This is a genomic window from Microtetraspora malaysiensis, assembly GCF_050947145.1.
GTDB classification, from domain to species: Bacteria; Actinomycetota; Actinomycetes; order Streptosporangiales; family Streptosporangiaceae; genus Microtetraspora_A; species Microtetraspora_A malaysiensis.
The window spans coordinates 2,597,360-2,619,074 of sequence record NZ_CP191998.1; the positions used below are offsets into that span (position 1 = coordinate 2,597,360).

The following is a 21,715-nucleotide window of genomic DNA, read 5'->3' on the forward strand; positions in this document are numbered from 1 at the left end:
CGGGCGCCGCCGGTGGTCCGGCGGGCGCCCCGCGCCGGCGGTGGTCAGCCGGTGCCCTTGGCGTCCAGCCGCTGGAGCGCCTTCGCCATCGGGACCGCCGTCAGGGCGATCTGCCACTGCCGGGCGCCCAGCTCGGCGAGCCGCGCCGCGATCGACTCCTCCGACAGATCGGCGGGCGGCTCCCAGGTGAGCCGTCGTACCGCGTCGGGTTGCAGGAGGTTCTCCGTCGGCATCCGGTGCTCGTCGGCGAGAGCGGCGATCACCGCTCGGGCGGCCGCCAGCCGCCGCGCCGCCGCCGGGTCGCGGTCGGCCCACCGGTTGGCCGGAGGCGGGCCGTCGCCCGGCCCCATCGGCTGGGGCAGATCGGGGTCCGGCAGCGTCCGGCCCCGGGTGACCGCGGTGAGCCAGGAGCGCAGATGACGGCGCGCGCTGCGGCCGGTGAACGGGGCGATCTCGGTCAGCGCCTTGGTGGTGCGCGGCTGGTCCAGCGCGGCCTGCACGATCGCGGAGTCCGGGAGCACCCGGCCGGGAGCGAGGTCGATCTCCCTGGCGATCTCGTCGCGCAGCGTCCACAGCTCGCGGACCACGGCCAGGCCGCGCAGCGACCGCACCCGATGGATGCCTGACGTACGCCGCCAGGGATCGCTGCGAGGCGAGGCGGCCGGAGCCGCGAGGATCGACGAGAACTCCTCCATCGCCCACTCCAGCTTGCCGCTGGAGGTCAGCTCGGCGGACAGCGCGTCCCTGAGCTCGACCAGCACCTCGACGTCGAGCGCGGCGTAGCGCAGCCAGTCCATGGGGAGGGGTCGGTTCGACCAGTCGGCGGCCGAGTGGCCCTTCTCCAGCCGCAGCCCCAGCACGACCTCGACCATGGTGCCCAGTCCGACCCGCTCGTAGCCGAGCAGCCGGCCCGCGAGCTCGGTGTCGAACAGCCTGCGCGGCCGGAAGCCGAGCTCCGTCAGGCACGGAAGGTCCTGCGTGGCGGCGTGCAGGACGATCTCGTGGTCGACGACGGCCTCGTGCAGGGCAGTCAGATCGGGGCAGGCGACCGGGTCGATCAGCGCGGTGCCTGATCCGTTGCGGCGTAGTTGTACGAGATAGGCGCGGCCGCTGTAGCGGTAGCCGGAGGCGCGCTCGGCGTCCACCGCGATCGGGCCGCTGCCGGCGGCGAAGGCGCGCACGACCGCTGCGAGCGCGACATCATCCTCGATGACGGGCGGGATTCCCTCACGCGGCTCCAACAAGAGCTGAATTTCAGGTTCGGTCACGAGTTACGGGGCTTTCGGATCTTCACGACGCGCCGGGCGGAGCCGCAGCGCCGCGACATCGGGTGGAAGGGGTGGGATGCCGGCGGCGAGGCACATCAGATCGCACCAGGCGGCGGCGTGGGCGGACAGGTCCTCCTCGAGGGGGGACCAGGAGGCCCGCAGCTCCAGCTCGGTGGTGACAGGATCGTCGGCTTTGTTACCAAAACCCTCGGAGACCGCTCGTGTCACCGTGCCACCGGCCGCCGCGTAGGCCGCGCCGTGCGCGTCGAGCGACTCGGTGAGCCAGCTCCAGGCCACCGGCCCGAGCAGTGGATCGCTGGTGATCTCCGGCTCCATGTCGGCGCGGACGTACGCGACCAGGCGGAAGCGCCCTTCCCAGCCGCGCTGGCCGTCCGGGTCGAACAGCATGATCAGCCGGCCGACGGCCAGCTCGTCGTCATCCCGGTAGACCGAGGCCCCGACCGCCCCCGAATAGGGCGCGAGGCGCTGCGGCGCGGGGATGTCCTCCAGCTCGATCTCCGGCCTGACCTTGGCGGGCCGCAACGTCTCCAGCGCCCGCCGGAAGGCGGCCGGAGGTACGGGCGCGTCACCGAGGGTCATAGCCGAAGCGTAGGCCGGATTCGGGAGTGCGCGAAGCAGGGGGATGGCTGTGGGGGGCATACGTACCGATCAAACCGAGGCCGTCGCAAGCAACAGGGCGAATCCGCAGGTCGTGCACACCCGTTCGGGACAGTCGTCGTGAGCGTCGGGGCAGGGCGGCTGTTCGAACGCGCGCTCGGCGCCGCAAGCGGCACAGTGCTCAGTGCGGTGTTCGGAGGAACTCCACATCGACGTCATCGCTCCGGGGCCTCTCGTCGGATCCACGGTTGTGTCCCAAGTGATCGGGACTGATCTGACGTTGACATGTCCCGCCGACATTTCCCCGCAACGCGCTCGGCGTGTCTCGAAAGTGGCATTGGAATCGATGCTGGAACCCCGATTGCGAACACTTTGCCGAGCAAGGAGGCGAACCTCACGAAGCGGAGAACCTCACCTTACCGATGCTTGGCGCGGAGTGTACCCTCGGCGCCCGCGACACGCGCGTGAGGGACCATCGGGCGGGATCGGCGTACGAACACGGGCGGCCGGGCGGGCCGGTCCGGGGGTGCCCGGGGGGCGGGCGTCCCAGGGCGCGGAGCGGCGCGGCTCCCGGCGGGGGAGGGGAGTCGTGCGCCGGCACGCACGCGACCGGTGCGTGGACCGGGCCTGTGACATGGGACGCTGGTGGCGTGACTGCCCACCTTGCCGATTCAGCCTTCCTCCGCGCCTGCCGCCGCGAGCCCGTCCCGCACACGCCCGTCTGGTTCATGCGCCAGGCCGGCCGGTCACTCCCGGAGTACCGCCGGGTGCGCGAGGGCACCTCGATGCTCGCCGCCTGCGCGACGCCGGACCTCGTCGTCGAGATCACGATGCAGCCGGTCCGGCGGTACTCGACGGACGCCGCGATCTTCTTCAGCGACATCGTGGTCCCGCTCAAGGCCATCGGCATCGATCTCGACATCCAGCCCGGCGTCGGGCCCGTGGTGGGTAGCCCGATCCGGGACGCCTCCGGCGTCGCCGCGCTGCGGCCCCTCGAACCGAGTGACGTGCCGTACGTCACCGAGTCCATCCAGGCCCTGGTGAAGGAGCTCGACCGGGTCCCGCTCATCGGCTTCGCGGGCGGCCCGTTCACACTCGCGTCGTACCTCATCGAGGGCGGGCCCTCGAAGAACCACGACCGGACCAAGGCGATGATGTACGGCGCGCCGGAGCTGTGGCACGAGCTGATGGACCGGCTCACCGCGATCACGCTCGCGTTCCTGCGCGTTCAGGTGGCCGCCGGCGCCTCCGCGGTCCAGCTCTTCGACTCGTGGGTGGGCGCGGTCGCCCCGGCGGACTACCGCACCTACGTGCTGCCGCACACGAGCAGGATCTTCGCGGGGCTGGCGGACCTCGGTGTGCCGCGCATCCACTTCGGGGTGGGCACCGGCGAGCTGCTCGGCTTGATGGGGGAGGTCGGGGCCGACGTCGTGGGCGTCGACTGGCGGGTGCCGCTCGACGAGGCGGCGCTCCGGGTGGGCCCGGGCAAGGCGCTCCAGGGCAACCTCGACCCCGCCGTCCTGCTCGCCCCCTGGGACGTCGTGGAGCCCCGCGCCCGTGACGTGCTGGAGCGCGGACGGGTGGCCGAGGGGCACGTCTTCAACCTCGGCCACGGTGTCCTGCCCTCCACGGACCCCGACCAGCTCGCGCGGCTGGCCGACTTCGTCCACGAGGCGTCCGCCCGCTGACCCCATCAGGGGGAGTTACGGCGCGTCCGGCTCCGACTCCTGCCCGGGCGCCGGCTCCGGTCCCCGCGGCGCGCCGGATTCGCTCTCCTGACGGGCGCTTTCGGCCTGGGGCCGCGCGCCGGCTTCGGCCCGCTGCCACTCACCCGGCGGCGGCACCCGGAGCGGCCGCGCCTCCGCCGTACGGCGCGCCGCGCGGCGCCGGGTGATCGCGATGAGGGGCAGGCCGATGACGGCGCCCAGGACGAGCCAGGGCAGCAGCACCCCCAGCACGACGAGGCCGACCTCGACCGACCCCACCAGCGCGTTCCAGCCGGCGTGGAGGCCGGCGAGGAACCCGGACTCCTTCGGCTTGGGCTTGGGCTTCGGGGCGGCCGGACCGGCCAGGCTCAGGGTGACGGTCGCCATGCCGGTCTGGGCGGCGAGCGCCTTCTGCCGCGCCTGGAGCGACTCCAGCTCGGCCTCGCGGTTGGAGATCTCCCGCTCGATCTCCAGGATCTCGCCGATCTTGTTCGCCTTGCGCAGCAGCGTCCGGAACTGGTCGAGCGTGGACTCGGCGGACTTCACCCGGCTGGCCACGTCGGCGACCTCCTCGGTGACGTCTTGCGCGCCCTGGTGCAGCGCCTCGCGCTTGCCGAGGTCGCGGCCGAGCTGGGTCAGCACGTCGGGGTACCGGGCCGGAGGGATCTTGAACGTGACGACGGCCTCGTCCCGGCTGGAGAAGGAGTTGCTCCGTTCCTCGGAGACGTAGCCTCCGGCGACGGTCACTATCTGTTTGGCCTGGTCGGTGGCGGCGGGGACGTCCTTCACCCGGACGGCCAGCTCGGCCGTGTAGATCACCGCCCGGGCGTCGGGCACGATCGTCGTCTTCGGGGAGGAGTCCGTCGAGTCCGCCCCACCGGCCGAGCTGCGTATCGCCTTGGCGCTTGCGGCAGGACGGGCGAGCTCGGGGGCGGAGGCGGAGTCGTCGCGGGCCACCGCCGAGGGGGTGTCGCCCCCGGCGCCACAACCGGAGATCAGGAAAGCGGTCGCGACGACTAGCGCCGTTCCGTACCGGAATCTGGTCATGTTCGGAAAGACGGGGCGGGGAGGGCGCGGGTTCGGCGACCGGAGTCACGGTCCCGTCACGGGTCTCGCACCGGACGGTCACGCTCGCCCGGCCGCGCTGCCACGAGGATCACGCCGCTTCCGGCGTACGTCATGCGGTCACGCCGGTTCGGGGACCGCCCCAACCGAGGGGTAGCTTTGACGTTTATGGAAGGAACCCCAGCTCCACGCCATGTCGTGGTCGTCGGCGGTGGCATCGCCGGCCTGGCCGCCGCCCTCTACTTGCGGCGCGGCGCCGCGCACGAGATCCGGATCACCGTCCTGGAAGGGGCGCCGGGGATCGGCGGCAAGCTGCACGTCTCAGAGGTCGCCGGGCTGGAGGTGGACGCCGGGGCCGAGGCGATGCTGGCCCGCCGTCCCGAGGGCAAGGAACTGGCCCGGCTGGCCGGCCTCGACGACATGCTGGTTAATCCGGGCACGACGCACGCGTCCATCCTGTCCAGGGGGGCGCTCCGCCCGCTGCCCGCGGGCCAGGTGATGGGAGTGCCGTCCGACCTGGGCGCGCTCGCCTCCTCGCGCGTCCTGTCCCCGGCGGGGCTGGCCCGCGCCGCGCTCGACCGGGTCCTCCCGCCGAGCCCGGCCACCACGGACGTCTCCGTCGCGGCCTACGTCCGGGCCCGCGTCGGCTCCGAGGTCGTCGACCGCCTCATCGAGCCGCTGCTCGGCGGAGTCTACGCCGGCCGTTCCGAGATGCTCTCCCTCCAGGCGACCATGCCGCAGATCGCGAAGATCGCGCGTACGGAACGGTCCCTGACGAGGGCCGTCGCGGACATCGTCGCGGCGGCGCCCAAGGACGCCGGGCCGGTCTTCGCCACGCTCAAGAACGGCATGGGCAGCCTCCCCGAGGCGGTCGCGAAGGCGTCCGGCGCCGACGTCAGGACCGGCGTGACGGTGCGCGAGCTGATCCGCATCCCGGGCGGCTGGCGGCTCGTCACCGGCCCCAACGGGGACGAGGAGGTCGTCGAGGCCGACGCCGTCGTGCTCGCCGTGCCCGCCACCGCGGCCTCCCGGCTGCTGCGGCGTGAGGTGCCCGGCGCGGCGGCCGAGCTGGCCGGGATCGACTACGCGAGCATGGCGATCGTCACCCTGGCCTACGCGAGGGACGCCTTCCCCGCGCCGCCGTCCGGCAGCGGCTACCTGGTCCCGCCGGTCGAGCGCAGGCCGGTCAAGGCCGCGACCTTCAGCACGGTCAAGTGGCCGCACCTGGCCGAGGCCGACCCCGGCGTGATCGTGATCCGCTGCTCCATCGGACGGCTGGGGGAGGAGCACGTCCTCCAGCGGGACGACGCCGACCTGGTGGCGACGGCGGTGGCCGAGATGGCCGAGGTCACGGGGGTGGCGGCGTTCCCGCTCGACACGCGGGTCACCCGCTGGGGCGGCTCCCTGCCGCAGTACAACGTGGGACATCTCGACCGGGTCGCCCGCATCCGCGCGGCGACGGCCATCCAGCCCGGCCTCGCGCTCTGCGGCGCGGCCTACGACGGCGTGGGCATTCCGGCGGTCGCCGCCAACGCCCGTACGGCGGCGGCCGAGATCCTGGCCCACCTGGCCGCCACCGACGCCCGGTACGCGGCCGGGGCGGCCGAAGACCCCGAAGTGTGAGAAGGAAGAATGGAACGTATGACGGACGGTACGACGCGTCCCAAGGCGCGTGATCTCAACCAGGTGATCCGGTACACCATGTGGTCGGTCTTCCGGCTGCGTGATCAGCTTCCCCAGAGCCGCGACGGCGTCGCCGACGAGGTCGACGAGTTGCTGGCGCAGGCGGGCGGCAAGGACGTTGTGACGCGGGGCTGCTACGACGTGTCCGGGTTCCGCGCCGACGCCGATTTCATGTTCTGGTGGCACGCTCCCACGGCGGAGGACCTGCAGGAGGTCTACTCGCGCTTCCGCCGCACCGCGCTGGGCCGCGCCAGTGAGCCGGTTTGGTCCGCGATGGCGCTGCACCGGCCGGCCGAGTTCAACAAGTCGCACATCCCGGCCTTCCTCGCGGATGAGGAGCCGAGGGGGTTCGTCTCGGTCTACCCGTTCGTCCGCTCCCTGGAGTGGTACCTGCTGGACGACGTCGAGCGCCGGACGATGCTCGCCGAGCACGGCAGGATGGCCCGCGACTTCCCGGACGTGCGGGCGAACACGGTGGCCTGCTTCGCGCTGAACGACTTCGAGTGGATGCTCGCCTTCGAGGCGGACGAGCTGCACCGCATCGTCGACCTCATGCGCCACCTGCGCGGGGCCGAGGCGCGGCGGCACACCCGGGTGGAGATCCCGTTCTTCACCGGGCGCAGGAAGCCCGTCAGCGAGCTGGTCGCGGAGCTGCCCTGACCGCTGTGCCGCGTTCCACCCGACGCCCGCCGGCCTCATCCGGCGGGCGTCACGCGTTTCCGGCCGCTCGGTGCGACCCCCGGAGATTCCGCGCGTACGGCGCCCGCCGCGGGGTAGGAATCGCGAAGATCGAGCGTGTCATGGGGAAAGATCTACCTCGCTGTACTAAATGCCGGGAACCACCGATATGATCTCGTTACCTTTGTCATACTCGGGCAAAGCCCCTAGGCCGTTGTGAGGCGAGGTGTTGAGCGTTCTGGCACGGTCCAAGGGCCGTCGGAGGAAGCGGCGGACCAAGGCACGCGTGATCAAGGCGTCCATCGGTCTGGCGGTCGTCGCCGCCGGCGTGGCCGTGTCGCGGCCGCTGCTCGCCGGGGCGGACGGGACGCCGGCGCCGGTCCGCGCGGCCGCCGTGGCCCCGGCGGCGAGCTCCGGCGCCGCCGCCTCCGGCGGTGATCTCACCGTGACCAGCGCGGCGAGCTCCGGCCGGGTCGCGCGGTCCAAGGGCGAGGTGACCGCCTCCGGCCGGTCGAAGTACACGGACGACCAGGCGGTGGCCTATTTCACCAGCCGGTGGGACGACAAGACGACCAAGCGGGTGCGCGACATCCGCACGACCGGCCGGTACCTGCGGATCTACACCAACCTGTCGGAGAACGCGAGCAACTCCAAGTCCGCGATCACTCTGTGCAAGAGGGGCCTGGAGTACCTCAAGGAGATCGGCGAGTCCAACCCGGTCGTCTTCGTCCAGGCGAAGTACGGCCAGAACGGGAACCCCGTGCTGGCCAACATCCTCGGCCCGGACGACGACACCTGCCGCGTCACCCACCCCAAGCCCAGGTGACCGGCGCCGCCGGGGATCACTCGGCGGCCGGCTCCAGGGTCAGGCAGACCGAGTTGATGCAATAGCGGTCGTCGGTGGGCGTCGAGTACCCCTCGCCGTGGAAGACGTGCCCGAGATGCGAGTCGCACCGGGCGCAGCGGACCTCCACCCGGGACATGCCCAACGAGTCGTCCCGGATCAGGGTGACCGCGTCCGACTCCGACGGCTCGTAGAACGACGGCCAGCCGCAGTGCGACTCGAACTTGGCCCCGGAGCGGAACAGTTCGGCTCCGCAGGCGCGGCAGGAGTAGACGCCAACGGTCTTGGTGTCGACGTACTCCCCGGTGAAGGGCCGCTCGGTGCCGGCCTGGCGGAGCACGCGGTACTCCTCGGGCGACAGCTCGGCGCGCCACTCGTCGTCGCTCTTGATGACCTTGTCCATGTTCGCCTGCCTGTGGGTGATCGGGTCAGTCATGTGGTCATCGCGTAGAACCACGCGGAGCGCGGAGACCTTCCCGGCAGAGTTCTTTCCGGGCGAAGCATCCTTCGGAGGTCGTTTCGGCGTCTTCACTGGTGAGAGGGCCGATCCTCCCGCCAGGGAGGCCCGGCCGTCCCGCCGTCGAGGCGGCGAAGCGCCCTACCCGTGCTGGACGCCGCCCGTGCGGCAGGAGAGGTGTCGTCCTGCGGGGCGGCACGCCGGGTCCGTCCCGTCCGACCTCCCGGACCGGCGCCAGGTGTCGCGCGCCGGTCGCCGAGAGTAGAGGTCCGGGACGGGCCCGTCTCCACCCGGGTAAGGTCGCAGGCATGGCTTCGCCGTACATCGAGATCGAGGCGGGCGGTCGGACCGTCAAAGTGACCAACCCCGACAAGATCTACTTCCCGGGCATCGGGGCCACCAAGCGCGAGCTGGTGGAGTACTACGTCAGCGTGGGCGACGGCGTCATGCGCGCCCTGCGCGACCGCCCGACGCACCTCAAGCGGCACCCCGACGGCATCGAGACCGAGGCGATCTACCAGAAGCGGATGCCGCGACATCCCGACTGGATCGAGACCGTGCAGGTGCGCTTCCCCAGTGGGCGCACGGCGGACGTGTTCCGCCCGACCGAGATCGCCGCCGTCGCCTGGTGCGCCAACCTCGGGACGATCGACTTCCACCCCTGGGCGGTCCGGGCGGCGGACGTGGAGCACCCCGACGAGCTGCGCGTCGACGTCGACCCGCAGCCGGGCACCGGCTTCGACGAGGCGCGCAAGGTCGCGTTCGTCGTCCGCGAGGTCCTCGCCGAACTCGGCGTGCGCGCCTTCCCCAAGACCTCGGGCAGCCGCGGCATCCACATCGCCGTGCGCATCCGTCCCGAGTGGACCTTCACCGAGGTACGGCACGCGGGCATCGCGCTGGCGCGGGAGGTGGAGCGGCGTGCTCCGGGCCTCGCCACCACCGCCTGGTGGAAGGAGGAGCGCGGCGAGCGGGTCTTCATCGACTACAACCAGAACGCCAGGGACCGCACCGTGGTCGCCGCCTACTCGGTGCGCGCCCGTCCGGAGGCGCAGGTCTCCGCGCCGGTCACCTGGGACGAGCTGGCCGACTGCGATCCGCGCGACTTCGACGTCAAGACGATGCCTGAGCGCTTCGCCCGGCTTGGCGACGTCCACCGCGCCATCGACGACGAGGCGTTCGGCATCGGCGCGTTGCTGGAGTGGTACGCCGCCGACGAGCGCGGCGACCTGCCCTACCCGCCGAACTATCCGAAGATGCCCGGCGAGCCCAAGCGCGTCCAGCCGTCCAAGGCCCGAAGCGACGACTGACCCCGGGAGGGTCTCACAGGCGATCCGCGGTCGAGGCGGCCAGCAGCACCAGGACGAACGTGGCGACCCCGACGATGCCGTGCAGGGCGACCGCGACCACCGGGAAGCGGCGCTCGGAGCCCCGGGCGTGACGACCGCCGCCGATCCAGCGGGTGAACAGCGTGAAGCCGAGCAGCGCGACGGCGGTCAGCACGGCGAAGGCCGCCCAGGCGTACGAGCTGTCGCGGGTGCGCAGGAAGGCGATCCACAGGCCGAGGCCCGCGACCGCGAGCGCCGGGTGGGCGATGATCAGCAGGGCGGGGAACGCGGTGACCTTCGTCTCCTGCCGCCGCGGGCCGCCGCCCGCCAGCCACAGCACCAGCAGGCGGAGCCCTGCCAGCGAGGTGACGATCCAGACCGCGAGAGCGGCGTGTTCCACGCGTCTCCTCCGGAGCGGACGGGAGACAGGTGTCCCGGCCTGTCGCGCCGCTGTGGCTCGATCCAACACCGTCCGTTCAGAGGTGGGAACAGGGGACATCGAAACGTTATGTCGGGGAGATGTGCCACTGTAGGGAGCGTGCGCCGCATACATCCCGACATTGAAGACGACCCGGATCTTGTCGCCGCCTACGCCCAGCCCCCGGGCGAGTGGCTGCGGATCAACATGGTGGCCAGCGCGGACGGCGGCGCCTGGCTCAAGGGCCTGTCCGGTGGCCTGTCCAGCGAGGGCGACCGCCGGATCTTCGGCATTCTGCGCGGCCTCTCCGACGTGATCCTCGCCGGCGCCGCCACCGTGCGCACCGAGGGGTACGGCCCGGCCCGGCCGCGCGAGTCGTGGCGGGCCCTGCGGGCAGGCCGCCCGCCCGCCCCTCCGGTCGCGGTGGTCACCCGGCGGCTCGACCTGGACCTCGGCAGCGCGCTGTTCACCGAGACCGAGCCGTACGCGCGGACGATTGTGATCACGACCGAGTCGGCGCCCGCCGACCGGCGCGCGGAGGCGGCCAAGAACGCCGACGTCATCGTCGCGGGGGAGTACCGCGTCGATCTGACGCTGGCGGTGCGCGAGCTGCGTGACCGCGGCCTGGCCACGATCCTGTGCGAGGGCGGGCCGCGGCTGAACGCCCAGCTCGCCGCCGCGGGCCTGGTGGACGAGCTGTGCCTCACCCTCAGTCCGCTGCTGATCGGCGGCGACGCGGCCCGCATCCTGAACGGCACCGCCTCGCAGACCCGGCTGGGGCTCGCCCAGGTCCTCCAGGAGGAGGGGTTCCTCTTCTGCCGATACGTGAGAGAGGTGTCGGATGAACTTGCCGGTTGAGCCGCCCGTGGCCCCCATGCTGGCCAAGGCGGTGAAGCGGCTGCCGCCGCAGGACGGCTCGCTCTTCTACGAGCCGAAGTGGGACGGCTTCCGCTGCATCGTGTTCCGGGACGGCGACGAGGTCCATCTCGGCAGCAGGAACGAGCGCCCGTTCACCAGGTACTTCCCCGAGCTGGTCCAGGCGGTCCGCGAAGAGCTGCCCGAGCGGTGCGTCGTCGACGGGGAGATCGTGGTCGTGAGCGGTCAGACGCTCGACTTCGACGCGCTTCAGCAGCGCATCCACCCGGCGGAGTCCCGGGTGCGGCTGCTCGCCGAGCGGACGCCCGCGTCGTTCGTCGCGTTCGACCTGCTCGCGCTCGGCGACGAGAACCTGATGGCCACGCCGTTCGCCGAGCGGCGGGCCCGGCTGGAGAAGGCGCTGGCCGACGCCGGCCGGTCGGTCCGGCTCACCCCGGTCACCCGGGACGAGGGCCGGGCCGCCGAGTGGTTCGACGCGTTCGAGGGCGCCGGGCTCGACGGCATCGTCGTCAAGCCCGGCACGCTGCCGTACGAGCCGGACCGGCGGGTGATGTTCAAGGTCAAGCACGAGCGGACCGCCGACTGCGTCGTGGCCGGATACCGCGAGCACAAGACCGGCGACGTGGTCGGCTCGCTCCTGCTGGGCCTGTACGACGCCGAGGGGCGGCTGCACCACGTGGGCGTGGTGGCGGCGTTCCCGATGAAGCGCCGCGCTGAGCTGGTGGGGGAGCTCGCGCCGTACCGGCTGGAGGAGCTGAGCGCGCACCCGTGGGGGGCGTGGGCGGCGCAGTCCGGCGAGACGGGCCCCGACGGCCAGCGGATGCCCGGCGCGGTCTCCCGGTGGAACGCCAAGAAGGACCTGTCGTTCATCCCGCTGCGGCCCGAGCTGGTGATCGAGGTCGCCTACGACCACATGGAGGGCGACCGGTTCCGGCACACCGCCCAGTTCCGCCGCTGGCGCCCCGACCGCGAGCCGTCCTCGTGCACGTACGAGCAGCTCGAACGGCCCGTCGCCTACGACCTGGGCGACATCCTGCCGCGCTGATCGGGCCGCTTCACCGGTGCCTCAGCCGGTGAGCGCGCGTACGGCGGCGGTCACGACGATGGCGGCGCCGACGACCACGAGGAACGGCGCCCGCAGCAGCAGCGCGACGGCCGCCGCGGCGAGCCCGGCAGCGCGCGCGTCCACGACCAGGTCCCGGCCGCTGCCGAAGGTCTGGATGGCGGTGAGCGCGGCCAGCATCGCGACCGGCACGAGGGCCGCGAGCCGGCGCACCAGGGGCCGCTCCAGCAGCCCGGCGGGCACCGACAGGCCGAGCAGCTTGACGGCGTAGCAGCCGAGCGCCGTGACGGCGACGGCGATCCAGACGGTCATGGGCGCGCCTCCTTGCGGCGGGTGACGGTCAGAACGATCGGCGCGGCCAGCGCGGCGACCAGGACGGGGACACCGGCCGGCAGCAGCGGCAGGCAGGCCAGTGCCAGCACGACCGCGAGGACCGCGACCAGCGTCTCCTGCCGCCCCTTGAGCATGGACCCGAGCAGCGCCAGGAAGACGGCCGGGCCGGCGGCGTCCAGCCCCCAGGCCGACGGATCGCCGAGCGCCTCCGCTCCGAGCGCGCCGAGGAGCGTGGTCAGGTTCCACAGCGTGTACAGGGTGACCCCGGTGACGGTGAAGCCGAGCCGCGCGGAAGCCCGGTCCGGCTGCGCCATGGCGACGGCCGACGTCTCGTCGATGATCCAGTGCGCGGCGAGCGGGCGCACCGGGCCGGGCAGGCGCAGCAGGTGCGACAGCCGCAGGCCGTAGAAGGCGTTGCGCACCCCGAGGAACAGCGCTCCGGCCACCGCGGCGGCGGGGTTGCCGCCCGCCCCGAGCGCGCCCACGAGCGCGAACTGCGACGCGCCGGTGAACACGAAGAGGGAGAGGGCACACGTCTGGGCCAGGCTCAGCCCGGCCCCGGCGGACGTCACGCCGAAGGCGAACCCGGACAGGCCGACGGCGACGCCCACACCCAGGGCGTCGCGCACGACCGCCGCCCGAGGGCGGCTGCCTGTCCGTTCTCGCGGGATCTGTATGGATTCCGTCGTCACGGCCCGAGATTACGTAGCCCCGCCAAAACGGTCTTGTACGTTCTTGCGCTCCCGCTGGTACGCCCCGGGTGGTACCCCGAGGACCCGGCTGAAGTGCCGGTTCAGGTGAGGCTGGTCGGTGAAACCCACGGCGACGGCCGCGTCGGCGGGGCTGACCCCGGCGTCCAGCAGGTGGCGGGCCCGGCGGACCCGCGCGTCGGTGAGCCAGCTGTGCGGCGGCATGCCGTACGCGGCGCGGAACGCCCGCAGCAGTGCGAACGGGCCGGTGCCCACCTCGGCCGCGAGCCGCTCAAGGGAGGGAGGGTCGGACATCCGGGCCTCGAGGATGGCCCGGGCCGTCGCGGCCTTCCGTGCGCCGGCCCCGCGTGGCCGTGACGCGGGGAGCGCGGAACCGTGAAGGCGGAGCAGGCGGGCCACGGTGAGCCGCAGGAGCGTGTCGGCGGCGAGGTTGTTGCGCTCGTCTACGGCCCGCAGGACCTCGGTGACGAGGCGCACGGCGGGCGGGTCGTGGGCCACGGGGACGGCGAACCCGGCGGTCCCCGTGATCGAGGTCGTCTCGGCGGCGATCGCCGCGACCAGCGCGGCCTCGGGATAGACGGCGCTGTAGGTCCACCCCTCCGGCACACCCGGGCGGCCGGTGTGCGGCGTGTCAGGGTTGATCAGCGCGAGGCCGCCGGGCCCGGCGCGTTCGATGCTGTCGCGTACGTGGAACTCCTCGACGCCCCTCGTGATCGCGGCGATGACGAAGTTCTCGTGGGTGTGCCGGATGAAGGTCTTGCTGATGTAGCGGGCCCGGAGCAGGTCCACCCCCGGGAGTCCGGGGTGCCGCCAGTGCCGCGCCTCCTCTTCCTCGTCCGGGTTCATGTACCGATTGTCCGGGAAGCGCCCGGGGAATCCGGCAGCAGGTCCGGAACCCAGCGGGAACGGGCAGACGATCGCCGCCCTGTCCCCGGCGGAGGACGGCCCGATTCTCGTCGTCAACGGTAGGTTGACGATTGGCCATCGTCAACCTACCGTTGACGATATGGAGAATTCCGTTTCCGTGACGAAGTCCGTCCGCCTCGACGACCTGATCGAGGCGATCAAGAGGGCGCACTCCGACGCCCTCGACCAGCTCTCCGACGCGGTCATCGCCGCCGACCACCTCGGCGAGGTCGCCGACCACCTGATCGGCCACTTCGTGGACCAGGCGCGGCGTTCCGGCGCCTCGTGGACCGAGATCGGCCGGAGCATGGGGGTGACCAAGCAGGCCGCCCAGAAGCGGTTCGTGCCGAAGGCCTCCGCCGAACCCGCCGACCTCGACCCGAACCAGGGGTTCCAGCGGTTCACCCCGCGGGCGAGGAACGTCGTGGTGGCGGCGCACAACAAGGCCGGCGCGGCCGGCAGTGAGGAGGTCCGTCCCGCGCACCTGGCGCTGGGCCTGCTGAGCGAGCCGGAGGCCCTCGCCGCCAAGGCGATCGTCGCCCAGGGCGTGACGCTGGACTCCGTCCGGCAGGCCGTGACCGAGACGCTCCCGCCGCCCGCCGAGCGGGCGCCCGAGGTGATCCCGTACGACGCGCAGGCGCGCAAGGCGCTGGAGCTGACGTTCCGGGAGGCCCTGCTGATGGGCCACAACTACATCGGGACCGAGCACATCCTGCTGGCGCTGCTGGAGCTGGAGGACGGGACGGGCCCGCTCTCCGGGCTCGGCCTCGCCAAGCCGGCCGTCGAGGCGAACATCAAGGCCGCCCTCGCCGCCGTCGTGGCATCCCGGCAGGCGGTGGACCGAGCGGGCGAGGAGAGCCAGGAGGGCTGACCTCCGCGGATCGTCCCTTGGGGACGCGGGCCGAGGCCGCCGAGCACACGCCCGCCGCCGGACGCCTCCGTCAGGCGGGCTCGTCCCCGGCGCAGCACAGGATCTGGACGGATCGGCCGGCCACGGAGACGTCCACGCCCGCCGGCCAGACCTCGCCGGGGAGGGCGTCCCGCCTCGGAGCGTCGTCCGCCGTGTCGAGCACGGGACGCCACCGGTCGCCGAACTCCATGCCCGGCAGGGTGAACGTGAGGCTCTCGTGGTGGGCGTTGATCAGCAGGAGGAACGAGTCGTCCGTGATCCGCTCGCCCCGGGGGCCGGGCTCGGAGATGGCGTCGCCGTTGACGAAGACCGCCAGCGACTTGGCATAGCTCGCGTGCCAGTCGGCCGAGGCCATCTCCTTGCCCGACGGCGTGAGCCAGACGATGTCGCGCAGGTCGTCGTCGGCCCTGCGGCCGTAGAAGAACCGGCGGCGGCGGAACACCGGATGGTCGCGCCGGAGCGCGGCGAGCCGCCGGACGAACTCCAGGAGGCCGCCCTCGCCGCGGGCCAGCGACCAGTCGACCCAGGAGATCTCGTTGTCCTGGCAGTAGGCGTTGTTGTTGCCGTGCTGGGTGCGTCCGAACTCGTCGCCGGCGAGCAGCATCGGGACGCCCTGGGAGACGAAGAGCGTGGCCAGGAAGTTGCGCCGCTGCCGCCGGCGCAGCGCCGCGATGCCAGGGTCCTCGACCGGCCCCTCGGCGCCGCAGTTCCACGAGCGGTTGTCGTCGGTGCCGTCCCGGTTGTCCTCGCCGTTGGCATCGTTGTGCTTGCGGTTGTAGGAGACCAGGTCGGTGAGCGTGAACCCGTCGTGGCAGGTGACGAAGTTGATGGACGCCACCGGGCGGCGGCCGCTCTGTGCGTAGAGGTCGCTGGACCCGGTGAGGCGGGAGGCGAACTCGGGCATCGTGCGCGAGCCGCCGCGCCAGAAGTCGCGCACGGAGTCGCGGTACTTCCCGTTCCACTCGGTCCACAGCGGCGGGAAGTTGCCCACCTGGTATCCGCCCGGCCCGACGTCCCACGGCTCGGCGATCAGCTTGACCTGCGAGATCACCGGGTCCTGCTGGATCAGGTCGAAGAACGCCGACAGCCGGTCCACGTCGTGCAGCTCGCGGGCGAGCGCGGCGGCGAGGTCGAACCGGAAGCCGTCCACGTGCATCTCCAGCACCCAGTACCGCAGCGAGTCCATGATGAGCTGCAGCGCGTGCGGCGAGCGGACGTTCAGCGAGTTCCCGCAGCCGGTGTAGTCGAGGTAGAAGCGCCGGTCGGAGTCGTGCAGCCGGTAGTAGGCGGCGTTGTCGATGCCGCGGAACCCGAGCGTGGGACCCATGTGGTCGCCCTCGGCCGTGTGGTTGTAGACCACGTCGAGGATGACCTCGATGCCCGCCTCGTGCAGGGCGCGGACCATGGCCTTGAACTCCTGGACCTGCTCGCCCCGCTGCCCGGCGCTGGAGTACGCGTTGTGCGGCGCGAGGTAGGCGATCGTGTTGTAGCCCCAGTAGTTCGTCATGCCGCGCGCCACCATCGCGTGCTCGGGGACGAACTGGTGGACCGGCATCAGCTCCACCGCCGTCACGCCGATCGACAGCAGGTGCTCGATCACCGCCGGATGGGCCAGTCCGGCGTACGTGCCGCGCTGCTCCGGCGGCACGTCCGGGTGCCGCATCGTCAGGCCGCGCACGTGCGCCTCGTAGATGACCGTCTCGTGGTACGGCGTGCGCGGCGGCCGGTCGTTGCCCCAGTCGAAGAACGGGTTGATCACCACGTTCTTCGGCATGTACGGCGCCGAGTCGCCGGTGTTCAGCCGTCCCGGGTCGGTGAAGTGGTAGGAGAACAGCGCCTCGTTCCAGCGCACGCCGCCCTCGATGGCCTTGCTGTACGGGTCGAGGAGCAGCTTGGCGGGGTTGCACCGGTGGCCCAGCTCCGGCTCGTACGGCCCGTGGACGCGGTAGCCGTACCGCTGGCCGGGCATCACGCCGGGTAGGTAGCCGTGCCAGACGAAGCCATCCATCTCGGGCAGGTCGACGCGGGTCTCGGCGCCGTCGTCGTCGAACAGGCACAGCTCGACCCGCTCGGCGACCTCGGAGAACACCGAGAAACTGGTGCCCACGCCATCCCAGGTGCCACCGAGTGGATACGGCTCTCCAGGCCAGACTTCGCGCATGTGCCCCCATTCTCCTCTCGGCAGGGGGCTTCGTGTACCCCAAAAGATCTGCGAGATCCAGCCCAGTTTTGTCCGCTTTTATGCGGATTCATCACCTTATGTGAGGTTCGCTGTGCCGGTTCCCTCCCGAGCCGGAGGCGGCGGGGAAGGCGGGGGGAACACACGCGCGGACCCCCGCCGGGCCGGGACGGCCGCGACGGGGGTCCGTAGCGGTTCAGCCGACGAGCTCGGCGTTCAGCGTGATGGTGGTGCCCGCGAGCGCCTTGCTCACCGGGCAGTTGGCCTTGGCGCCCTCGGCCGCCTGCTGGAAGTCCTCGGCCGAGATGCCGGGGACCTGGCCGCGGACCGAGATCACGATGCCGGTGATGCCCTCACCCGGCTGGAAGGTCACGTCCGCCCGGGTCTCCAGCGACTGCGGCGGCGTCCCGGCCTTGGCCAGGCCGTTCGACAGCGCCATCGAGAAGCAGGAGGAGTGGGCGGCCGCGATCAGCTCCTCGGGGCTCGTCTTGCCGTTCGCCTGCTCCGCCCGGGACGGCCAGGAGACGTCGAACGTGCCGACTCCGGAGGAGTCGAGCGAGACGGTGCCGGAGCCGTCAAGGAGCGCGCCCTTCCACTGGGTGGTCGCGGTACGGGTGGTCGCCATGGCGATATCCCTTCAGTCGTTCAGGTGCCCATCTTCAATGCCATGAGCGACCCTAACGCCGCCGGGTCCGCCGACGGAGGACCGGCCCGCGATCAGCGCTGCCCCGGGCCGGACCCGCGTCAGCGGATGACGGTCTCGATCTCCAGGCCGAGCCGCGTCGCGCCCTCCAGGGCCAGGTCGCGCGCGTAGTCGTCGTCCGTCTCCGACAGCACCCGGTGGATCCCGCCGATCGCCCGCCGGTCGCCCCGTTGCGCCAGCCCGCGCGCGGCCTCGGCCACCGTCGTGATGTCGCGGTCGGCCAGCCGGGCGGCCAGGGCCTCCCGGATGCGCGGGGTGTCGGCGTCCAGGCCGGCCAGGCCCATGGTCGCCCAGTCGCGGACCTCGGCGTCGTCCTCCTCGGTGAGCCGTACCAGCCGGGCCAGGCCCTCCTCGTCGCCCGGCGGCAACACGGCGGCGAGCGCCATGGCGTCCTTGCAGGACGGCCGGCGCCCCGGCCGGTCCAGGATCTCCAGCACTTCGGGCAGCGCCTCCGCGTCGGCGTGGTGCGCGATCGCGCTGAGGAGCGCGTCGACGACCTTGGGCTCGGTCTCGGCGGGGGCCATCCGCCGCAGGATCGCCAGGCTGCGCTCGCGGAAGGGCCGCACGTCCGCGTCGTAGCCGAACTGCGCGAGCACGTCCACCGCGAACTCGCGGTCCTGGGGGTCGCCGCTGTCGCACAGCTCCGCCGCGGCCTCGAACGTCTCCTCGTCATGGCGTTTCTGCAGTGCGTGCACCGCCGCCCACCAGGTCTCGCCATCCTCGTCGAGGTCCAGGTACGGCGCGGCGCGGGCCACCAGCTCCTCGGCCGATGTGCGCAGGCCGAGCGCCTCCTCCAGCAGGATCGTGATCGCGGCGTGGCCGCGCTGGCGGGCGGTCCGGAAGCCGTCGCCCTTCGCGTCCCTGGCCTCGGCCACGATCAGCTCGGTGCCGTCGGCGGCGTGGTCCTTGGCCACCATGATCGCCCACCCGGGCTCGGCGTGCCGGGTGACCTCGTCGCGTAGCTCCGCCTCCAGGTCGATGGCCGACCAGCGGCGCGCGATGTCCAGGGCGGTGTCGCCCGCGCCGTCCCGCAGCGCCGGATCCGCCCCGTGCTCCAGGAGCGACCAGACGACGCCGTACGCGCCGAACCGGGCGGCCGCGGTGAGCGGCGTGTTGCCCGCGTCGTCCGCGGTGTCAGGGGCCGCGCCCGCGTCGAGCAGGTTGTCCGCGGATCTGAGGTGGCCCTGGGTGGCGGCCCACAGCAGGGCGGTCCACCCCCCGGCCTCCGCGGCGTCGGGGTCGGCGCCCCCGTCCACCAGGGCCTGGACGGCTTCCCAGTGGTTCCAGGAGGCGGCCGCGCAGAGGGGGAGCCCCTCGTCCTTCCCCCCGCTCGCCCGGTCCGGGTCGGCGCCGTATTCCAGCAGCAGCCGGACCATCTCGTGGTCGCCGTGGACGGCGGCGCGGTACAGCGGGGTGGTCCCGGGGGCGCGGTTCAGATCCGTGTCGGGATGGAGCATCCGCCGCACGCTGTCGACATCGCCCTCCGAGACCGCGTGCAGAAGCTCACGGTACGTCACTCTTCCATGGTCACACAGGTGGACAAATGCTTCCTTCCCAGGGAGGATGGGCGGCCGCATTCCCCGGGATAGGGTTGCCCCGTGAGTGATCTGGGTGGAATGCGGGCATCCGACGCCGAGCGGGAGGCCGTGGTCGAGCGGCTGCGTGAGGCGTCGGTGGACGGGCGGCTGACCCTCGCCGAGCTTACGGAGCGCACGGAGGCGGCCTACCTGGCCCGGACCCACGCTGAGCTCGCCCAGCTCACCGCCGACCTGCCCGGGGGCGCGCCCGCGCCCGCCTACCATCCACCCGCGCCCGCGTCCGCCCCCGGCGGCGGCGGGAAGCTGCGCAAGTGGATCGTCGCGGTCATGGGCGACACCAAGCGGCAGGGCACCTGGCGCATCGACCAGGAGATCGGCGCGGTCTGCGTCATGGGCGACGTCACGCTCGACCTGCGCGAGGCCGAGGTCCGCTCCAACACGATCGACATCGTCGCGACGTGCGTGATGGGCGATGTGAAGATCATCGTGCCGGACGGCGTGGACGTGGAGCTCTCCGGTTTCACGTTCATGGGGGACAAGAAGGTCGAGGTGGTCGAGGCCCCGCCCAACCGGAACGCCCCCGTGGTCCGGGTCAAGGCATACGTCGTGATGGGCGACGTGAAGATCATCGGAGACTCGCGGGCCAAGCCGATCAAGCGCGGCTGGTTCGCGTGGAGCGAATGGTGGCAGGAGCGCCGCGTCGAAGCGGGCTACGGGCTCCGCCACGAGCTCGGTCACGGGATGCGCCAAATGCACCACGAAAGCCGCCAGGCACTCGGCGAGGCGCGGGACGCGTTCCGCGACATGCGCCGCGAGGCCCGGGAGACCCACAGGGAGATGCGCAGGGAGGAGCGCGAGGTACGGCGAGAGGCCCGGGACACCTGGCGCGCGGCCCGCGACGGCTACCCGCCGGAGTCTCCGGAGCACTACCGCTAGTGGGGCGTCCGCGAGCCTGGGCCAGGGCGGTCACCGCGCCGTAAGGAACCTCCGGTCCTCGCGAAGCCCGCTCCGCTGGGCCAACGCTTCGGTCCTCGCTCCCTTCCGCTCCGTTCACTCCCTAGCGCTGTGATCTTCGCGTTCGCGCCCGCATGCAACACCTTGCCCCGGTTCGGGAGTAGTGATCGGTGACGGTCTCACCGAACGAATGAGGGCTCCATGCGGAATCGGGCGGATTTCGAACGCTACGTTGAGCAGCGGTCGGCTCGCCTGCTCCGCACGGCGTACCTGCTGTGCCGCGACTGGGCGACGGCCGAGGACCTGCTGCAGACCGCGCTCGCCCGGGCATGGCTGGCCTGGAGGAGGGTCGGGGACAATCCTGACCCGTACGTCTACCGCATCCTGACGAACACGCACGCCTCCTGGTGGCGGCGCAGATGGCGGGCCGAGGTCCCGGCCGCCGACCTGCCCGACACCGCGGTCGCCGACGAGGCCGACCTGGTCGGCGCGCGCGACGCCGTACGGCAGGCGGTCGACGGCCTCCCGCCCCGGCAGCGCGCTGTGATCGTGCTGCGGTACTTCGCCGACCTGCCGGACACGGAGATCGGCGAGATCCTCGGATGTTCGGTCGCGACCGTACGGAGCCAGGCGAGCAGGGCGCTGGCCAAGCTGCGCGTCGATCCCGCGGCACGCGCCGCGACGAACCTGGGGAGCCGATGATGACCATCACCGAATCCGACCTCCGCGACATCCTGGCCGCCGGCAGCGGGGACGGCCCCGGCCGCGGCGTGGCCGCGGCCGACGTGGAACGGCGGGCGCGGCGTATCAGGCGCCGCCGCCTGGCCGCCGTGACCGGCGTCCTCACCGCCGGTCTGGCGGTCGCCGGTGTCCTGACGGTCCCGCGCACCGTCACCGCCGAGGTCCCCGACGACGTCTGGACCGCGGTCATGGCCCAGCCCGAGCCCTCGACGTCGCCATCGCCGTTGCCGACAGGCGCGTTCACGCATATCGCGGTGGGGAAGCTCGCGGAGCGGAAGTACCACCGGGCCGGCGTGAAACAACGCTTCACCTACCGGAACGGGAAGGGCATCCCCGCCCTCCAGATCAGGTGCCCCGACGCGCCCTCGTACGTCGTTGTGTGGACGAACCGGTTCTGGGTGCAGGGGCAGTCCTGCGGCACCGTTGAGGGGAAGCGGACCGACGGACAGATGTCCGATGCCAACCGTTCGTGGGCGAAGGACGGGCTGAACACCGTTGAGGTGCTGGTGATCCCGGCCGGCGACGTTCCGGACAGCCTGCCGTCGCGGCTGAAGGATCTCAGCACGAGGCCGGCGGGCGCCATCCTGGCGAAGGATCTCAGCATAAACGAGGCGGCCGCCGTCCTGGCGAAGGCCAGGCCCTATCAGGCCGACTGGAACGTGACCCTGTGGGACATGGCTCCCCGCCTCTCCTAGGCGAGTCGGCGCGCATCGAAGGTGTTCCGGTGCCAGCCGTGCGGC

22 protein-coding genes are annotated in these 21,715 nt (G+C 72.2%); 11 read left to right on the forward strand and 11 right to left on the reverse strand.

The window, feature by feature from the left end; all coding sequences use genetic code 11:
* Positions 1 to 44: 44 nt before the first annotated feature.
* Both ACQP1V_RS12515 and ACQP1V_RS12520 read right to left on the reverse strand, forming a co-directional pair.
* Positions 45 to 1,268, reverse strand: a complete 1,224-nt coding sequence (locus tag ACQP1V_RS12515) for an HRDC domain-containing protein (RefSeq protein WP_433422227.1) — start codon at positions 1,266 to 1,268, stop codon at positions 45 to 47.
* A 3-nt stretch (positions 1,269 to 1,271) separates the two neighbouring features.
* Entirely contained in the window at positions 1,272 to 1,868 is a 597-nt protein-coding gene (locus tag ACQP1V_RS12520; RefSeq protein WP_067131285.1) for a DUF3000 domain-containing protein, read from the reverse strand.
* 668 nt (positions 1,869 to 2,536) lie between these two features.
* Between ACQP1V_RS12520 and hemE the strand changes: the two genes are divergently transcribed.
* Positions 2,537 to 3,574, forward strand: a complete 1,038-nt coding sequence (gene hemE / locus ACQP1V_RS12525; RefSeq protein ID WP_218001744.1) for a uroporphyrinogen decarboxylase — start codon at positions 2,537 to 2,539, stop codon at positions 3,572 to 3,574.
* A 15-nt stretch (positions 3,575 to 3,589) separates the two neighbouring features.
* On the opposite strand, the gene ACQP1V_RS12530 is transcribed toward hemE, so the two are convergent.
* Positions 3,590 to 4,639 (reverse strand): DUF4349 domain-containing protein, encoded by a 1,050-nt coding sequence (locus tag ACQP1V_RS12530; protein WP_433422232.1) that lies wholly within the window; start codon positions 4,637 to 4,639, stop codon positions 3,590 to 3,592.
* Between the two features lie 186 nt (positions 4,640 to 4,825).
* Between ACQP1V_RS12530 and hemG the strand changes: the two genes are divergently transcribed.
* The 3 genes from hemG to ACQP1V_RS12545 all read left to right on the forward strand — a co-directional run bounded on the left by hemG (position 4,826) and on the right by ACQP1V_RS12545 (position 7,844).
* Positions 4,826 to 6,280: a protoporphyrinogen oxidase gene (gene hemG, locus ACQP1V_RS12535; RefSeq protein WP_433422235.1), complete on the forward strand. Its 1,455-nt coding sequence runs from the start codon at positions 4,826 to 4,828 to the stop codon at positions 6,278 to 6,280.
* An 18-nt stretch (positions 6,281 to 6,298) separates the two neighbouring features.
* Entirely contained in the window at positions 6,299 to 7,000 is a 702-nt protein-coding gene (gene hemQ, locus ACQP1V_RS12540; RefSeq protein WP_067131297.1) for a hydrogen peroxide-dependent heme synthase, read from the forward strand.
* Between the two features lie 247 nt (positions 7,001 to 7,247).
* The gene (locus ACQP1V_RS12545; RefSeq protein WP_387414827.1) at positions 7,248 to 7,844 is read left to right on the forward strand and encodes a hypothetical protein; all 597 of its coding nucleotides are present in this window, start codon (positions 7,248 to 7,250) and stop codon (positions 7,842 to 7,844) included.
* A 16-nt stretch (positions 7,845 to 7,860) separates the two neighbouring features.
* Here the strand turns inward: ACQP1V_RS12545 and msrB are convergent, their stop codons facing one another.
* Complete coding sequence (gene msrB / locus ACQP1V_RS12550; RefSeq protein WP_433425816.1) at positions 7,861 to 8,265, reverse strand: peptide-methionine (R)-S-oxide reductase MsrB; 405 nt, start codon at positions 8,263 to 8,265, stop codon at positions 7,861 to 7,863.
* Positions 8,266 to 8,627: 362 nt separating this feature from the next.
* On the opposite strand from msrB, the gene ligD reads away from it, so the two are divergent.
* Positions 8,628 to 9,626, forward strand: coding sequence for a non-homologous end-joining DNA ligase (gene ligD, locus ACQP1V_RS12555; RefSeq protein ID WP_433422239.1), 999 nt, complete (start codon positions 8,628 to 8,630; stop codon positions 9,624 to 9,626).
* A gap of 13 nt (positions 9,627 to 9,639) precedes the next feature.
* Here ligD and ACQP1V_RS12560 read toward each other — a convergent pair whose 3' ends face one another.
* The gene (locus ACQP1V_RS12560) at positions 9,640 to 10,044 is read right to left on the reverse strand and encodes a hypothetical protein (protein WP_433422242.1); all 405 of its coding nucleotides are present in this window, start codon (positions 10,042 to 10,044) and stop codon (positions 9,640 to 9,642) included.
* A 138-nt stretch (positions 10,045 to 10,182) separates the two neighbouring features.
* Between ACQP1V_RS12560 and ACQP1V_RS12565 the strand changes: the two genes are divergently transcribed.
* Together ACQP1V_RS12565 and ACQP1V_RS12570 are read left to right on the forward strand one after the other, a co-directional pair.
* Positions 10,183 to 10,920: a pyrimidine reductase family protein gene (locus tag ACQP1V_RS12565; RefSeq protein WP_433422244.1), complete on the forward strand. Its 738-nt coding sequence runs from the start codon at positions 10,183 to 10,185 to the stop codon at positions 10,918 to 10,920.
* Complete coding sequence (locus tag ACQP1V_RS12570) at positions 10,904 to 11,983, forward strand: ATP-dependent DNA ligase (RefSeq protein ID WP_433422247.1); 1,080 nt, start codon at positions 10,904 to 10,906, stop codon at positions 11,981 to 11,983. Before ACQP1V_RS12565 ends, ACQP1V_RS12570 begins: the two co-directional genes overlap by 17 nt.
* 21 nt (positions 11,984 to 12,004) lie before the next feature.
* Here ACQP1V_RS12570 and ACQP1V_RS12575 read toward each other — a convergent pair whose 3' ends face one another.
* From ACQP1V_RS12575 to ACQP1V_RS12585, 3 genes are read right to left on the reverse strand one after another with little or no spacing between them, the layout of a single operon-like run.
* Complete coding sequence (locus ACQP1V_RS12575) at positions 12,005 to 12,313, reverse strand: AzlD domain-containing protein (protein ID WP_067131315.1); 309 nt, start codon at positions 12,311 to 12,313, stop codon at positions 12,005 to 12,007.
* A complete protein-coding gene (locus tag ACQP1V_RS12580) occupies positions 12,310 to 13,026 on the reverse strand; it encodes an AzlC family ABC transporter permease (RefSeq protein WP_387414815.1) in 717 nt (238 codons plus the stop codon). Before ACQP1V_RS12580 ends, ACQP1V_RS12575 begins: the two co-directional genes overlap by 4 nt.
* A 9-nt stretch (positions 13,027 to 13,035) precedes the next feature.
* Positions 13,036 to 13,890 (reverse strand): AraC family ligand binding domain-containing protein, encoded by an 855-nt coding sequence (locus ACQP1V_RS12585; protein ID WP_433422251.1) that lies wholly within the window; start codon positions 13,888 to 13,890, stop codon positions 13,036 to 13,038.
* Between the two features lie 160 nt (positions 13,891 to 14,050).
* On the opposite strand from ACQP1V_RS12585, the gene ACQP1V_RS12590 reads away from it, so the two are divergent.
* Positions 14,051 to 14,821: a Clp protease N-terminal domain-containing protein gene (locus ACQP1V_RS12590; protein ID WP_433422254.1), complete on the forward strand. Its 771-nt coding sequence runs from the start codon at positions 14,051 to 14,053 to the stop codon at positions 14,819 to 14,821.
* A 70-nt stretch (positions 14,822 to 14,891) separates the two neighbouring features.
* On the opposite strand, the gene glgX is transcribed toward ACQP1V_RS12590, so the two are convergent.
* The 3 genes from glgX to ACQP1V_RS12605 form a co-directional block, all read right to left on the reverse strand.
* Complete coding sequence (gene glgX / locus ACQP1V_RS12595) at positions 14,892 to 17,021, reverse strand: glycogen debranching protein GlgX (RefSeq protein WP_433422257.1); 2,130 nt, start codon at positions 17,019 to 17,021, stop codon at positions 14,892 to 14,894.
* Between the two features lie 214 nt (positions 17,022 to 17,235).
* Positions 17,236 to 17,664 (reverse strand): OsmC family protein, encoded by a 429-nt coding sequence (locus ACQP1V_RS12600; protein WP_067131330.1) that lies wholly within the window; start codon positions 17,662 to 17,664, stop codon positions 17,236 to 17,238.
* Positions 17,665 to 17,783: 119 nt separating this feature from the next.
* Positions 17,784 to 19,259 (reverse strand): ankyrin repeat domain-containing protein, encoded by a 1,476-nt coding sequence (locus tag ACQP1V_RS12605; RefSeq protein ID WP_433422260.1) that lies wholly within the window; start codon positions 19,257 to 19,259, stop codon positions 17,784 to 17,786.
* A gap of 81 nt (positions 19,260 to 19,340) precedes the next feature.
* On the opposite strand from ACQP1V_RS12605, the gene ACQP1V_RS12610 reads away from it, so the two are divergent.
* The 3 genes from ACQP1V_RS12610 (at position 19,341) to ACQP1V_RS12620 (ending at position 21,670) form a co-directional block, all read left to right on the forward strand.
* Complete coding sequence (locus ACQP1V_RS12610) at positions 19,341 to 20,216, forward strand: DUF1707 SHOCT-like domain-containing protein (protein WP_433422263.1); 876 nt, start codon at positions 19,341 to 19,343, stop codon at positions 20,214 to 20,216.
* Between the two features lie 219 nt (positions 20,217 to 20,435).
* Complete coding sequence (locus tag ACQP1V_RS12615; RefSeq protein ID WP_067131336.1) at positions 20,436 to 20,936, forward strand: SigE family RNA polymerase sigma factor; 501 nt, start codon at positions 20,436 to 20,438, stop codon at positions 20,934 to 20,936.
* The gene (locus ACQP1V_RS12620) at positions 20,936 to 21,670 is read left to right on the forward strand and encodes a hypothetical protein (RefSeq protein ID WP_433422265.1); all 735 of its coding nucleotides are present in this window, start codon (positions 20,936 to 20,938) and stop codon (positions 21,668 to 21,670) included. Before ACQP1V_RS12615 ends, ACQP1V_RS12620 begins: the two co-directional genes overlap by 1 nt.
* Positions 21,671 to 21,715: the final 45 nt, after the last annotated feature.

Coding starts and splice junctions, on each gene's coding strand:
- ligD (WP_433422239.1), top strand. CDS start 8,628: ATGGCTTCGCCGTACATCGAGATCGAGGCGGGCGGTCGGACCGTCAAA.
- ACQP1V_RS12590 (WP_433422254.1), top strand. CDS start 14,051: ATGGAGAATTCCGTTTCCGTGACGAAGTCCGTCCGCCTCGACGACCTG.
- ACQP1V_RS12600 (WP_067131330.1), bottom strand. CDS start 17,664: ATGGCGACCACCCGTACCGCGACCACCCAGTGGAAGGGCGCGCTCCTT.
- ACQP1V_RS12620 (WP_433422265.1), top strand. CDS start 20,936: ATGACCATCACCGAATCCGACCTCCGCGACATCCTGGCCGCCGGCAGC.
- hemQ (WP_067131297.1), top strand. CDS start 6,299: ATGACGGACGGTACGACGCGTCCCAAGGCGCGTGATCTCAACCAGGTG.
- ACQP1V_RS12575 (WP_067131315.1), bottom strand. CDS start 12,313: ATGACCGTCTGGATCGCCGTCGCCGTCACGGCGCTCGGCTGCTACGCC.
- ACQP1V_RS12520 (WP_067131285.1), bottom strand. CDS start 1,868: ATGACCCTCGGTGACGCGCCCGTACCTCCGGCCGCCTTCCGGCGGGCG.
- ACQP1V_RS12615 (WP_067131336.1), top strand. CDS start 20,436: ATGCGGAATCGGGCGGATTTCGAACGCTACGTTGAGCAGCGGTCGGCT.
- ACQP1V_RS12530 (WP_433422232.1), bottom strand. CDS start 4,639: ATGACCAGATTCCGGTACGGAACGGCGCTAGTCGTCGCGACCGCTTTC.
- glgX (WP_433422257.1), bottom strand. CDS start 17,021: ATGCGCGAAGTCTGGCCTGGAGAGCCGTATCCACTCGGTGGCACCTGG.
- hemG (WP_433422235.1), top strand. CDS start 4,826: ATGGAAGGAACCCCAGCTCCACGCCATGTCGTGGTCGTCGGCGGTGGC.
- msrB (WP_433425816.1), bottom strand. CDS start 8,265: ATGGACAAGGTCATCAAGAGCGACGACGAGTGGCGCGCCGAGCTGTCG.
- ACQP1V_RS12570 (WP_433422247.1), top strand. CDS start 10,904: ATGAACTTGCCGGTTGAGCCGCCCGTGGCCCCCATGCTGGCCAAGGCG.
- ACQP1V_RS12585 (WP_433422251.1), bottom strand. CDS start 13,890: ATGAACCCGGACGAGGAAGAGGAGGCGCGGCACTGGCGGCACCCCGGA.